Source organism: Clostridium sp. LS3 (genome assembly GCF_055330225.1).
The window spans coordinates 2,863,588-2,878,015 of record NZ_CM143921.1; the positions used below are offsets into that span (position 1 = coordinate 2,863,588).

Consider the following 14,428-nt stretch of genomic DNA (forward strand, 5'->3'; position numbering starts at 1 on the left):
GTCAACTTTTCATTTTCTTAATCTTATAAAAATGTAAATATGTTTAATACTCATTGCTAAATAAGCCTGCCCCTTTTATGATTTCCTGTTCCGTAAATAAACTTAAAACGGCTTCATTATAGTCATCTACCCTTTGGGCCTTCTTTATTCTTTTAGCATATTTTTTATTATCTGAAAATATGTAAATCATATATCCCCAAAGCTCTTTCATTCTAAATATTGCATTTTTATCTTCATTAAACAATTCTCTATATCCATTAAAAACTTCATCATGAAAATTCTTTAATACTTCTTTATCCATAAAGGCATTGTTTTTAATTTCATCTATTAATCCTGGATTAGCTAATATTCCTCTTCCTAGCATTATTGTTTTTACTTCTGGAAAAGCTTTTGTTAACTTATTATAATCATCAACAGTGAAAATATCACCATTATAACATACTGGATTATTACTTAATGATAAGGCATCTTTAAATACCTCTAAATTAGGTTTGTTCCCATAGAAATCTTCTCTTGTTCTAGGATGAATAATTAACTCTTCTAAGGGATATTTATTGTAAATTTTTATTATTTCATAAAATTCTTCTGGACTATCTTTTCCTATTCTAGTTTTTATAGAAATCTTCATATCCTCAATTTTAAATATTTCATCTAAAAACATATCAAGCTCTTCTCTTTTAGCTAAAAACCCTGAGCCCCTATTTTTTGAAACAACTGTCCCAGAAGGACATCCTAAATTTAAATTAATTTCATTATAGCCTAATTGTTGTAATTTTCTAGAAGTAGAAATAAAACCTTCTGAATCATTAGTAAGTATTTGAGGAACTATATTAAGTCCTTCATTATTCTCAGGTAAAACATCTTTCAATTCTTTGGTTTTGAAACTTTTACTGCTAGTTGGGACAATAAAAGGTGTAAAGTATTTATCAATATTATTAAAAAACTTTTTATAAGAATTTCTATATATATGTCCTGTAATTCCTTCCATTGGTGCTAAATAATATTTCATAGAACAACTCCTTTTAAACATTCTAAAAAACATTATATCAGCCTTCTTTTTGGTTATCTACATAATATTAATTATATTTTCTTCCCACCCACAACTTAAACATTAAAAAATTCCTCTTCATTCATAAATTTTATATTCTGTCCTTTTCCCTTTAGATCTGTTGCTTTTCTTAGTTTAGTACTCATTTCTTCTCTACGTAAATTTTTTATATCTTTCATGTTTGTAACTAAAATTGTTGTCTTTTTAGTAACAGAACTTCCTGTAGTTCCTCCAAGCCTTCTAACTAGTCTTATAGCCTCATCTCTAGACATAGACTTTAGACCTCCAGTAAATACCACCACTTCATTTTTAAAGGCATCTTCTTCAAATCTTTTTAGTAAATTTTCTTTCTTAGGATTACTTATTCTATTAGATGTTTTTAATATTCTTCCTTTTGCTGATGATGGTTTATATACAATACTATCCACTGTTCCAATAGTTACACCTATTAACTTAGATATTTCATTAATATCATCACATTTTAATTCTTCACATATATTAAGTAATATGTTACTACACGCAAGGGCATCATATAGTGCATCATGGTGCTTAAACTTATATCCTAAATAATCATTAACTGTATTTAATTTTGCATTTTCAATTCCTCTATAAAAATTTTTAGCAAGCTTCATTGTGCAAATATACTCAAAACTAGGCAGTTCTATATTATAAAGTTCTGCACTTTTTCTTAAAACTGATATATCAAAGGAAGTATTATGTGCTATTACTAAATTTCCGTTAAAATAATGTTTAATCTTTGCCCACACTTGATCAAACTCTAATTCATTCTCAACCATAGCTGGCCTTATTCCATGAATTCCAATATTAATTGGCATAAACCTCATTTCCTTAGGTCTTATTAAGTGATGTACCTTCTCTATAACCTGTCCATTCTTCACAACAGCAATACCAATAGAGCATGGATTACTCCTTTTCTCATTGGCAGTTTCAAAATCAATTGCTATAAAATCCATTTATCTTCTCCATAATCTTATTGTAAAATATATTATATTGTAGTATATAATAATGAGATTATCAAAATCATCTCTAAAAAATTCTACAACAACTTCAGTATTATTACCAATAATTCTTGAAAAAGCTACAATATCTATATAAAGATTAACTAAGCAAACTGACTATATAATAAATAATAAAAGATATTTAATTAGACAGTAGATAGTTTTATTTAAAAACAAAACTATCTACTGTTTCATACTATTTGAAGAACAATTAAATTTTTAGATTTAAACTTTTTTAGAATCCTATTCTATTGATATTCTTAACTGTTGTTTTTGTAATACTTTTAGTGTTAAATTCACGGTTGATTTTTCTGTAATTTCAGTGAACATTTGTTCTTCAGGAATTTCGCAGCTTAAAATTGGATTATTATGAATATCAACTTCAATAAAAGTTGCTTTTACTGGTTCAACAAAAGGCTTTTCGTTAAAGACTTCGGTAAATACGGAACTCTGTTCACAAGGATCACGTCCAATCACTGAATTTTCATAAACGTCATACACTTTAGGTGTCTCTGTAAAAAATTCCACTTCTCTTGTAGTAGTTTTTTCAGTAAAAATTGGTGATCTAAGAAAAGTAATTCTAGTAGTGAAATTAAAAGGCATTTCAACTGTACAATGTCTTATATCTCCACAAGCATTCGTTGCTCTCGCTGTGGTATAAGTTTGAGTTTTATACTCAATATTCTTTTTTATAAAACCCGCTATAAATAGTACTCCTGAATTAGGATCTACACAACTTGAAGAAAATGGAACAAGACGGGATTGGGTTAAAAATAAATTCTTTTTAATTTCTTTAATCTCCATAACTCTTTGGTCAAATGTAATATTAGCCTCAATAGGAATTGTTATATTTGTCTCTGCCAATATAACTGGAAATTTAACATATACACATTTGGTCGAAATATTACTTTCTTTAGATAGCTCTTCTTTTTCAACAGTATTATAAGCTTCTTCTAATAATTCTTTATCATTTTCTTCTGAGAATTTTTCATCATTCTCTTCTAAGAATTCTTCATAACTTTCTTCTAGAGATTCTTCATAATTCTCTTCTAAAGATTCCTCATAACTCTCTTCTAAAGATTCTTCATAATTCTCTTCTAAAGATTCCTCATAACTCTCTTCTAAAGATTCTTCATAACTCTCTTCTAAAGATTCTTCATAACTCTCTTCTAAAGATTCTTCATAACTCTCTTCTAAAGATTCTTCATAACTTTCTTCTAAAGATTCTTCATAACTTTCTTCTAGAGATTCTTCATAACTCTCTTCTAGAGATTCTTCATAACTCTCTTCTAGAGATTCTTCATAACTCTCTTCTAGAGATTCTTCATAACTCTCTTCTAGAGATTCTTCATAACTCTCTTCTAGAGATTCTTCATAACTCTCTTCTAGAGATTCTTCATAACTCTCTTCTAGAGATTCTTCATAACTCTCTTCTAGAGATTCTTCATAACTCTCTTCTAGAGATTCTTCATAACTTTCTTCTAGAGACTCTTCATAACTTTCTTCTAAAGATTCTTCATAACTCTCTTCTAGAGATTCTTCATAACTTTCTTCTAAAGATTCTTCATAACTTTCTTCTAAAGATTCTTCATAACTTTCTTCTAAAGATTCTTCATAACTTTCTTCTAAAGATTCTTCATAACTTTCTTCTAAAGATTCTTCATAATTTTCTTCTAAGGATTCTTTATCATTTTCTTCTGAGAATTCTTCATTATTTTCTTCTTGGAATTCTCCATCATTCTCTTCTAAGAATTCCTCATTATTTTCTTCTAAGGATTCTTCATTATCTTCTTCTGAGAATTCTTTATCATTTTCTTCTGAGAACTCTTCATCATTCTCTTCTAAGAACTCCTCATTATTTTCTTCTAAGAATTCTTTACTAATTTTTTCGAAGAATTCTTCATAATTTCCTTCTAAAAATTCCTCATTATTTTCTTCTAAAGATTCTTTGTCATCTTCTTCTAAGAATTCTTTACTAATTTTTTCGAAGAACTCTTCATCATTTTCTTCTGAGAATTCTTTATCATTTTCTTCTAAGAATTCTTCATTATTTTCTTCTGAGAACTCTTCATCATTCTCTTCTAAGAATTCCTCATTATTTTCTTCTGAGAACTCTTCATCATTCTCCTCTAAGAATTCCTCATTATTTTCTTCTAAGGATTCTTCATTATCTTCTTCTGAGAATTCTTTATCATTTTCTTCTGAGAACTCTTCATCATTCTCTTCTAAGAACTCCTCATTATTTTCTTCTAAGGATTCTTCATTATCTTCTTCTGAGAATTCTTTATCATTTTCTTCTGAGAACTCTTCATCATTCTCTTCTAAGAACTCCTCATTATTTTCTTCTAAGAATTCTTTACTAATTTTTTCGAAGAATTCTTCATAATTTTCTTCTAAGAATTCTTCATTACACGAACCTTCAACACTAGTACAATTCTTATTTTCTAATTTATCATATTGGGCTAAATCATCTTTTTTATATTTTAAGTTACTTTCTTCAATATTAATTTCTAAAGAACCATGGTTATTGTTTTTTATGTTCTCGTCATTTATGTTCTTATCTTCTATACTATAAGTTTTAGAAGAATCAAAAAATTCACTTTGTGAAGTATCAGTTTTATCATTATTTCTTTTATGTTGTTCTTCATCATATTTTTGATTGTATAAATAATACTTATTCTGCCTTTTAAGATAGTCTTCATAACATTTTTTTTTATATAAATAATACTCAGTCTGCCTTTTAACATATTCTTCATAATGTTTTTTTTTCTCTAGATAATACTTATTCTGCCTTTTAAGATATTCTTCATAATATTTTTTCATATATATATAATAGTTGTTCTGCCTTTTAAGATATTCTTCATACTGTTTTCTCTTAAGTTGATTATAATTTTGTCTTGAATAATATATTCTTTCCATAATATCTCCTCCACTTAAGAATTTAATAAATTTAAGCATATAAATTAGTTTTTAGTGTACCTATGTAGCTGTCGCTAGTTTTAATATTTATCTTTTCTTTAAAACAGACCCAAAACCACTCTTAGTAAGCTTTAGGTCTGTATTATATTATCAAATAATAGTAAATTTTTAGATTTATATTTATTTAATAATATTAAACTTTTAAACTTATATTTATTAAATAATATTAAATTTTTATATTATTTAATAATTATAGTGCTGTGATTTCTACCTGTTGTTTTTGTAATACTTTTAATGTTAAATTTACTACTACTTTTTCTGTAAGTTTAGTAAACTTTTGTTCTGTAGGAGTTTCGCACTCTGAAGTTGGATTTGTGTGAATATCAATTTCAGCAATATCTGCTCTTACTAATTCAGTAAAAGGTTTTTCATTAAAGAATTCTGTAAAGAAAAAGCTCTGATCACAAGGATTACGTCCAATAACTGGATCTGCACAAGCATCGCAACCTTGAAGTTTATCTGTAAAAAATTCTAATTCACTTGGAGTGGTATTTTCAACAAAAATCGGTTCTCTAATGAAATCAATTCTTGTTGTAAAATTAAAAGGTACTTCAACTGTGCAATGTCTTATATCTCCACAAACATTTGGAGTTCCAGCTGTCATACAAGTTTGAGTTGCATACTCAATATTCTTTCTTATAAAACCTGCTATAAATAGTATTCCAGTATCAGGTCGACAATCTTCAGAAAATGGAATAACACGGGATTGAGTTAAAAATACATTTTTTCTAATTCTTTTAATTTCAGTAGCTTCTCTGTCTAATTTGATAGTAGCTTCAACAGGAATAGTTATATTTAGTTCTGCCAATACAACCGGAACCTTAACAAATACAGGTCCACATCTAATAACATCAGGTGTTACAGGAGTTTGTTTAGTTAATGATTGTACTTGAGTAGTAACAGTTGCACAAGGCTCTGTTACACATTCAAAATCACTCATATTTTTTCTGTCAATATTCATTATAAAATTTCCTCCATCCTTATATAATTAAAATATAGTTATTTAAATCGATCTAATGTATAATATACAAAATCTCTCTTTTTTGTACATAGATAAACAAAAATATTTATTCTATTAATAAGTGTGGTTAAAATTATCAAAGTGTGGTTAAAATTATCACGCTATGTCTATTTACCTTATAACGCAAAAAATCCTCGACAACACTTATATTAAATATTGTCGAGGATATTCTTGGTAGAGAAAACTTCTCTCCTAAAAACAGACTCAAACCCTCTCTTAGTAAGCTTTATATTTGCAATATATCATTTAATAAGATTATTTTTTAAATTTAATTCTTAGATTTATAATTTTTTTATAGTTACATTGCTTCAATTCTTACCTGTTGTTCTTGTAATACTTTTAGTGTTAAATTTACTACTACTTTTTCTGTAAGTCTAGTAAACATTTGTCCTGTAGGATTTGCGCAGTTTATAATTGGATTTGTGTTAATATCAACTTCAGTAATATCTGCTCTTACTAATTCAGTAAAAGGTTTTTCATTAAAGATTTCTGTAAAGAAAGAACTCTGATCGCAAGGGTTACGTCCAATTACTGGATCTGCACAAGCATCGCAACCTTGAAGCTTATCTGTAAAGAATTCTACTTCTCTTGGAGTGGTATTTTCAGCAAAAACCGGTGGTCTAATGAAAGTAATTCTTGTTGTAAAATTAAAAGGTACTTCAACTGTGCAATGTCTTATATCTCCACAAACATTTGCAGTTCCAAATGTCCTACAAGTTTGAGTTGAATACTCAATATTCTTTCTTATAAAACCTGCTATAAATAATATTCCAGTAGCACGTCTACCATCTTGAGAAAATGGAATAATACGGGATTGAGTTAAAAATACATTCTTTCTAATTCGTTTAATTTCCATAGCTACTTGGTCTAATGTTATAGTAGCTTCAACAGGAATAGTTACATTTACCTCTGCTAATACAACTGGAACCTTAACAACTGCAGGTCCTTGTGAAATAACAACAGGAGTTACAGCAACTTGTTCAGCTAATGACTGTGGTTGAGTAGTAACAATTGCACAAGGCTGTGTTACACATGCATTATCATTTGTATTTATTCTGTTATAATTCATAATAACATTTCCTCCATTTTTATCTAATTAAGGTATAGTTAGTAAAATCTTATACTCCATAATATACAAATTCCCCCTTTTTTGTACATGAATAAACAAAAATATTTCTTCTATTAATAAGTGTGGTTAAAATTATCACACTATGTCTATTTATCTTATAACGCAAAAAATCCTCGACGACACTTATATTAAGCATTGTCGAGGATACCCTTGGTAGAAATTACTTTTCTCTTAAAACCAGACCCAAAACTTCTCTTAGTAAGCTTTAGGTCTGCAATATATTATTTAATAAGATTAATTTTTTAATTCAATTCTTAGCATGTTCCTTGTCCTAATGATTGAACTCTTACTTGTTGATTTTGTAATACTTTTAGTGTTAAGTTTACTACTAGTTTCTCTGTAAGTTTAGTAAACATTTGTTCTGTAGGACTTACGCAGCTTATAGTTGGATCTGTGTTAATATCAACTTCAGTAATATTTGCAGTTACTAATTCAGTAAAAGGTTTCTCATTAAAGAATTCTGTAAAGGAAGAACTCAAATCGCAAGGATTACGTCCGATTACTGGATCTGAACAAACATCACAACCTTGAAGCTTATCTGTAAAGAATTCTAATTCACTTACAGTACTATTTTCAACAAAAACTGGTCGTCTAAGGAAAGTAACTCTTGTTGTAAAATTAAAAGGTACTTCAACTGTGCAATTTCTTATATCTCCACAAACATTTGAAGTTCCAGCTGTCATACAAGTTTGAGTTGAATACTCAATATTCTTTCTTATAAAACCTGCTATAAATAATATTCCGTTTTCAAGACCTCCATTGACTGCAGAAAATGGAATAAGACGGGATTGAGTTAAAAATACATTTTTTCTAATTCGTTTAATTTCTGTAGCTACTTTATCTAATGTTATAGTAGCTTCAACAGGAATGGTTATATTTACCTCTGCTAATACAACTGGAACCTTAACAACTACAGGTCCATTTGCAATAACAGCAGGAGTTACAGCAATTTGTTCGGTTAGTGATTGTGGTTGAGGTGTAACAATTGCACAAGACTGTGCTACACATGCATTATCATTTGTATCTATTCTGTTATGATTCATAATAACATTTCCTCCATTTTTATCTAATTAAAATCTAGTTAGTTAAACCTTATACTACATAATATACAATTCCCCCTTTTTTGTGCATATATGAATAAAAAAATTTCTTCATATATAATAAAAATGTGGTTACAGTTATTAAGTTATATCTATTTACCTTATAACGCAAAAACTCCTCGACAACACTGATATTAAGTATTGTCGAGGATATGCTTTGTAGAATATTATTATCTTTTTGAATATCTTAATATTGCAATACCATTATCCATAATATACTGATCTAGATATAAGTCTATTTTAGGATTATTTCCAAGAAATAAAGGTCTACCTTTTCCTAATATTATAGGAATTATTCCAATTATATACTCATCAATAATATCTGATTTAATGAAATTATCTACAAGACCACCACCACCAAATAAGAAGATATCTTTCCCTTCTTTTTCTCTTTCTTCTTCTATTACTTTACATATATCTCCATTTATAAAATGTATATTATCATGATCCTGTAATATTTTTGATGTTGCTACATATACTTTTTTATCCTTAAAATCATTATGAAAGTTTTGATCATAACAGTTTTTTCCCATAACCACAATATCTATGTTCTTTAGAAACTCATCATAATTCCATTTCTTTTCAGTATCTAATTTATTATCTCCATCTCCAACTATCCAATCATATCCTCCATCTTCTGAGGCAATATATCCATCAATGCTTATTGCTAAGTTTAATATTATTTTTCTACTCATATCTTTTCACTCCTTTTTTATATTTTTAACTATATTAATTATTTTTTAATAGAATTTTTTATATTTGAAGTTTCTACTTGCTACAAAATATATTATAACTTATAGTAGTTGACACTATGTGTCATATTGAAAAGAGAATCTTTAATATGCTACTCTTTTTCTAAAAAACTAAATTTATATGATAATTAATCATTACTTATAGAGATTTTCTTATATTGTGATTTTAAAAATTCAATAATCTCTGCCTTTTTTAGAGGCGATGAATGCCCTAAGAAACAAGTGTCAAACTCTAAACTCTCTAACATATTTATAAAGCTTTGCAATTTAACTAAATCATACTTGTAGTTATTATAAAAATCTATACTGTAGGCATCTCCAATAAATAATACTTTTTCTTCTGGCACATAAACTATAACAGAATCTTCTGAATGAGGTGCAATAACATTTTTTAAAATAACAGCTAATCCGCCTAAGTCTATTTCTAAATCATTTTTAAATACTAGATCAGCAGGTATAACTTTTATATCTTGAAGAGATTTATATTCTTTACGAATATTAGTATCTGCAAATTCAATATCCTCACCAGTTAAAAGACGTTGACTCATTGCTTCTTCTGTCCATTGCCATTTAGACATAATCTTTAATCTTTCATTAGTCATTTCACATGCTATTATTTTTCCTGTAACTGCATTCATACCATAGGTATGATCCCAATGCCAATGAGTAATAGCCACATAATCAGGTAATCTTAAATTTAATTTTTCTATGGAATTATTGAATTTTTCAACATGATTTCTCGAGTTTCCTGCGTCCACCATTAAAGAATACTTATCTCCTTTAATGTATCCAACTAATGGTCTATCCGCTTCTTTATCATTTTCAAGAAAATAAATCCTTTCCGTAACTTTTGTTAATGCCATAAAACATCCCACCTTTTTAATATAAAACTTAAAAATCCCCATAGACGAACAATATCATCCATGGGGATTGTATTTACATAAAAATTTTTTATTACATTCAAATTAAATTTAATACAAAATATTTATTTATTCATATTTTATCGTAATATAAATAATCATATATATTTTTATACATTCATTTGTAGTTATTTCATTTTTATATAAAAGAGTTTAATAGAAGATATTGTTCTTAAAATGCATTATTAAACAAAGCTCTATTATAGAACTTTCAAAGCATTTTAAACTATTTAATTTTAATAGTTTAGTTAAGAACTATTGTGTACATCTCCTTAAATCTCCTTTTTATATAATTATAATTTTATTTTAATATATAATTTAACTTTGTCATTGTCAAGAAATATTTGTAAAAAATATATTAACAATTAAGCTAACATTATTTTTGTCTTATATTGCTAATTATAAATCTACTTTTAGGCAATGTAGGCATCTTCGTCATACTATATCCTAAGTCTTGATTTGGTACATCATACTCAATCTTATTAACAAGAAAATCTAGGCTAGCTTTCATTATTTCTATAGTTATACCTTCTCCTGGGCATCGGTGTCCTTTAGAGGGATCATATCCTCCTTGAGGTATAAAATCAAATAGGTTATCCTTTCGTTCCTTGAAACGCTCTGGCCAGAATTTATCAGGATCCTTCCATATTTTCGAATCATAATTAATACCATAGACATCAAGCAGTACAAGCACTCCCTCTTTGAATTCATTTTTATTCCAGATAAAATCTTTTCGAACTCTTGCACCTAAGAAAGGAGTAAATGGGTAGTAGCGTCGAACTTCCTGCACAAAGATCTTTAGCTCATTCTCATCACCTGTTAAAAGCTTTTCTTTACATTCCGGATGTTCAAGCAGTGCTAAGGCCTCGAAGGTAATAAATGTTGAAATAGCAACAACAGGACGTAGCACATTAATAAGCTCTATCCCAGCCATATTACTGTCTAATTGATTACCATCTAAATCTTTATAAAAAGCCATAGCATGAAGTGCAGTTCTTTCTTCAGCTTTAATATTACCAGAACGAACATCTTCTATAATCCCTTTTATCCATTCTTCTGCCCTAGTTCTAGCTCTTCTTCCCTTCAAGTGTCTAGGTCCCACTGAACCAAATGCATCAACCATCAAACTAAAGTCTTCAGCTCGTTCTTTTACTTCATATTCTTTCAATGGAACTCCAGCCCACTGGCACACTGCTTCACATAAGATTTCATTCATTTCATCAAAAAGAATAATTTTTTCTTCACCTTTCCATTTTCTAACAGAATTTTGCAACTTCTCCATTACAAGTTTTGCAAGTTGATTTTGATATGATGGAGTCATTAATGACATAAATAGCTGCTTTCTGTGAATATGCCCTTTACCATCCATAGACTGAATAGCACCAACACCAAATAATGTTTTTTGTACTCCTTTAGGAGTTGCATCCTTTCGACAGAATAATTCTGGATTATAAAAAATTTTTGTAGCCTCTTTTCCACTAATACAAATTACTTTTTCTCCAAGCAAGTGAGTCTCAAATATATCTGATTGATACTGCTTAACCCTATTTTTAATAAATAGATAACCCTCCTGCAATAAATCAAGAGTGTTGTCTAAACCTTTATCATGTGGAACCTGACTCTTAAGTGACATACCTATTCTCCTTTATTTCATATTTAGAAATATACTTAAAATCTCCCTGGATATTATTTCAATAAGATTCAACTAAAATAATTTTATATTGTAAAGATTCCCTGTATTCCTTTAATTTAGTATGTCAGTTTTTATTCTTATTTATTACAATAGCTAAAATAATATTTAAACTTGACTTAACAATATATTTACTAACTTATTTCTAGACATATTGAAAACACTCGTATCTAATGAATACGAGTGTTTGTTGATTTCAATGGTGGAGGCGAAGCATTATCTTTAAAATCCACTATTTTATTATTTGATCAAATTTCTACAAAGATAAACATTTAAATTTTTTAATAATAATTTACCGCTATATTATATGAGTTTTATCATTTTACTTTATCACAAAGTTCAACAATGTTAATTTTTAGGTAGATACATTGTAAATTTTACACCTTTTTTATTATTATCTATATTATACTGAATGTTATGAGACTCTAATATTACTTTTACTATTACCAATCCCAAACCATGTCCACCTGTTTTTTTGTTTCTTGCTTTGTCAACCCTATAAAACTCTTTAAAGATATTTTTTATATCCTCCTCAGGTATCTGAACCCCTTCATTTTCTATACTAAAAACATATTTATCATGATTTTCAACTAAATCTATATTTATATTCATTTTATTGGGAGAATATTTTATAGCATTCGTTATAAGATTCTCTAATACCTTTTTTATTTCCTTTTCATCAACATTTACAAAAGCATCATCTACTAAATTGAGCATTACTATTTGCTGTTTCTCCTTAGCAAGGTATTTTAATTTATCATATGTTTTATATACTAATCTTGTGAAATCGGATATTTCTATATCTAGGAAATAGGATTTTGACTTAAGCTTAGTTATCTCTAACATTTCATTTAATGTTTTACTTATTTCATCTACACCCGCTATGGTATAATCTATATATTCATCTTTACTATATAGGCCATCTTTTATAGCTTTTAAATATCCCTTAATTATTGTAAGAGGCGTCTTTAAATCGTGTGATATGTTTATTAATAAAAAATTCTGATTTTTTTCTATCTCCAATCTCTCTTCATACTCTTGTTTAAGTTTTTCATTTGTTTCCTTCAGCTCACTTATATTTCCTTTTAAATTTGAAGAAATACTATTTAAAGATTGTGCCAAATCCTGTAACTCATCTTTTGAGTTTATAATTAATTCTTTATCAAAATCTTGATTTGCTATTGATTTTGCTACTTCCTTCATTTCAAGTAGAGGCTTGGTTATTTTCATAGAATATATATATATTATTGAAACTGCTAAACCTATAGTAAGAAGTATTATATATATATTAAAATTATTTAAAATCTCAATTATTTCACTAGACCCTTCCATAGATGTAGATGCTAAAATATAATTGTTATCTACTTTTTTTATGTTTATTAAATATTTTTTGCTTAAATCACTAAAAATCTGATTACCTTCTTCAATCTTATTTTTATCAACCCAACTCAAATACTCTATGATTGCTTGTTCATTTTCAAAGACTTTTTCGCTAACATTATCAAAAGAAATTACTTCTCCTTCAAATCTTGCATCGATTTTTTCTTTTTCATTAAAATCAAAATCATATTTAGATGTATATATTATTGAATTATCTTTCTCTTTACCCTTTTTTACTATTAAATTTTTTATGTAAATATTAGCATCATCTTTTAATTTTAATGCGTCTATTTCTACAAAATCTCCTACACTTAAACTATTTCCTCCTACACTTAAACTATTTCCTCCTAATGGTATAAGTCCAATATCTAAATTTATAACTTTGTTATCCTTAGTTTTTATACTAAGTTTACTTGTATTTGTTAAGTCACCTTTTATTACATTTAAATCCTTATCTAAATAAGAAAGTACTATTTCATTTTCATGTAAAGTACTGTATATATATTCATTAGAAAGATTATCATTATGAAGTACCTTTTCAAATCCTTTGATACTATTTTTTAATTTAGTTTCTTGGTAATAATTATAGTAATTATCGAAAAATACATTTTGAAATATAAACTGACTTAAAAATATAAATAGAAATATACTAATATTAATAATTATTAATTTATCTCTTATTTTTAGTTTTTTCATTACTCCTCCTCAAAAGAATATCCTACTGAAAAAACTGTTTTTACAAGATATGCTTTATGTCCTAAATTTTTTCTCAGTTTTCTTATTTGTGTATCTACAACTCTATCATTACCAAAATAATCATATCCCCATATTTTATCTAATAATTCTTCTCTTGAAATTACTTTACTTTTATTAATTATTAAATACTTTAAGATCTCAAATTGTTTAGGCTCAAGAATTGTTTCTTCATCTTCAATAAATACTTTCCTTTTTAAAAAATCCAATTTAAAATCACATATTTCAAATATTTCTTCAACTTTCTTTTCCTTATAAGCTTCAAGTCTTTCAAGAAGATTTTTAGCCTTAGCAATTAAAATTTCAGGATTAAAGGGTTTGGTTACATAATCATCTACTTTAAACTCATATCCCATTAACTGATCTTTATCATCACTTCTAGCTGTAACCATTATTATAGGAACATTTGATTTTTTTCTAATTCGCTTAGCAATAGAAAATCCATCTAAACTAGGTATCATCACATCTAAGATAATCAAATCAACATGATTAGAATTGAAGGCAACATAACCTTCAATTCCATCATCTTCTAATATAACTTCAAATCCTGCTTTAGAAAAATAATCTTTAATTAACTTTCCTATCATTGCATCATCTTCTATTATTAGAACTTTATACATTTAATCAACCTCTTATT

General features: G+C 27.4%; 11 protein-coding genes. All 11 read right to left on the reverse strand.

Translation table 11 applies throughout. The features are described from left to right. Window positions 1-43: 43 nt before the first annotated feature. Window positions 44-1,009 carry a tRNA dihydrouridine synthase gene (locus ACZJV1_RS13415; RefSeq protein ID WP_463650449.1) on the reverse strand — a complete coding sequence of 322 codons (966 nt, stop codon included), beginning with the start codon at window positions 1,007-1,009 and terminating at the stop codon, window positions 44-46. 95 nt (window positions 1,010-1,104) lie between these two features. Beyond that, a complete protein-coding gene (locus ACZJV1_RS13420) occupies window positions 1,105-2,022 on the reverse strand; it encodes an exonuclease domain-containing protein (RefSeq protein WP_463650450.1) in 918 nt (305 codons plus the stop codon). A gap of 288 nt (window positions 2,023-2,310) precedes the next feature. Further along, window positions 2,311-4,986, reverse strand: coding sequence for a CsxC family protein (locus ACZJV1_RS13425; RefSeq protein WP_463650451.1), 2,676 nt, complete (start codon window positions 4,984-4,986; stop codon window positions 2,311-2,313). 250 nt (window positions 4,987-5,236) lie between these two features. Beyond that, complete coding sequence (locus tag ACZJV1_RS13430; protein WP_460288363.1) at window positions 5,237-6,007, reverse strand: CsxC family protein; 771 nt, start codon at window positions 6,005-6,007, stop codon at window positions 5,237-5,239. Window positions 6,008-6,365: 358 nt separating this feature from the next. Continuing rightward, the gene (locus ACZJV1_RS13435; protein WP_463650452.1) at window positions 6,366-7,136 is read right to left on the reverse strand and encodes a CsxC family protein; all 771 of its coding nucleotides are present in this window, start codon (window positions 7,134-7,136) and stop codon (window positions 6,366-6,368) included. 314 nt (window positions 7,137-7,450) lie between these two features. Then, complete coding sequence (locus tag ACZJV1_RS13440) at window positions 7,451-8,239, reverse strand: CsxC family protein (protein WP_463650453.1); 789 nt, start codon at window positions 8,237-8,239, stop codon at window positions 7,451-7,453. 227 nt (window positions 8,240-8,466) lie between these two features. Next, the gene (locus ACZJV1_RS13445; protein ID WP_463650454.1) at window positions 8,467-8,991 is read right to left on the reverse strand and encodes a dihydrofolate reductase family protein; all 525 of its coding nucleotides are present in this window, start codon (window positions 8,989-8,991) and stop codon (window positions 8,467-8,469) included. A gap of 185 nt (window positions 8,992-9,176) precedes the next feature. Continuing rightward, entirely contained in the window at window positions 9,177-9,911 is a 735-nt protein-coding gene (locus ACZJV1_RS13450) for an MBL fold metallo-hydrolase (protein ID WP_463650455.1), read from the reverse strand. A 433-nt stretch (window positions 9,912-10,344) separates the two neighbouring features. Further along, window positions 10,345-11,601, reverse strand: a complete 1,257-nt coding sequence (locus tag ACZJV1_RS13455; protein ID WP_463650456.1) for a cytochrome P450 — start codon at window positions 11,599-11,601, stop codon at window positions 10,345-10,347. 405 nt (window positions 11,602-12,006) lie between these two features. Continuing rightward, entirely contained in the window at window positions 12,007-13,734 is a 1,728-nt protein-coding gene (locus ACZJV1_RS13460) for a sensor histidine kinase (protein WP_463650457.1), read from the reverse strand. Next, window positions 13,734-14,411, reverse strand: a complete 678-nt coding sequence (locus ACZJV1_RS13465; RefSeq protein WP_463650458.1) for a response regulator transcription factor — start codon at window positions 14,409-14,411, stop codon at window positions 13,734-13,736. Before ACZJV1_RS13465 ends, ACZJV1_RS13460 begins: the two co-directional genes overlap by 1 nt. Between the last annotated feature and the right edge of the window lie 17 nt (window positions 14,412-14,428).

What these genes read in the sequence shown, in the direction of transcription:
- ACZJV1_RS13415 (WP_463650449.1), bottom strand. Translation starts at nt 1,009, where the DNA reads ATGAAATATTATTTAGCACCAATGGAAGGAATTACAGGACATATATAT.
- ACZJV1_RS13420 (WP_463650450.1), bottom strand. Translation starts at nt 2,022, where the DNA reads ATGGATTTTATAGCAATTGATTTTGAAACTGCCAATGAGAAAAGGAGT.
- ACZJV1_RS13425 (WP_463650451.1), bottom strand. Translation starts at nt 4,986, where the DNA reads ATGGAAAGAATATATTATTCAAGACAAAATTATAATCAACTTAAGAGA.
- ACZJV1_RS13430 (WP_460288363.1), bottom strand. Translation starts at nt 6,007, where the DNA reads ATGAATATTGACAGAAAAAATATGAGTGATTTTGAATGTGTAACAGAG.
- ACZJV1_RS13435 (WP_463650452.1), bottom strand. Translation starts at nt 7,136, where the DNA reads ATGAATTATAACAGAATAAATACAAATGATAATGCATGTGTAACACAG.
- ACZJV1_RS13440 (WP_463650453.1), bottom strand. Translation starts at nt 8,239, where the DNA reads ATGAATCATAACAGAATAGATACAAATGATAATGCATGTGTAGCACAG.
- ACZJV1_RS13445 (WP_463650454.1), bottom strand. Translation starts at nt 8,991, where the DNA reads ATGAGTAGAAAAATAATATTAAACTTAGCAATAAGCATTGATGGATAT.
- ACZJV1_RS13450 (WP_463650455.1), bottom strand. Translation starts at nt 9,911, where the DNA reads ATGGCATTAACAAAAGTTACGGAAAGGATTTATTTTCTTGAAAATGAT.
- ACZJV1_RS13455 (WP_463650456.1), bottom strand. Translation starts at nt 11,601, where the DNA reads ATGTCACTTAAGAGTCAGGTTCCACATGATAAAGGTTTAGACAACACT.
- ACZJV1_RS13460 (WP_463650457.1), bottom strand. Translation starts at nt 13,734, where the DNA reads ATGAAAAAACTAAAAATAAGAGATAAATTAATAATTATTAATATTAGT.
- ACZJV1_RS13465 (WP_463650458.1), bottom strand. Translation starts at nt 14,411, where the DNA reads ATGTATAAAGTTCTAATAATAGAAGATGATGCAATGATAGGAAAGTTA.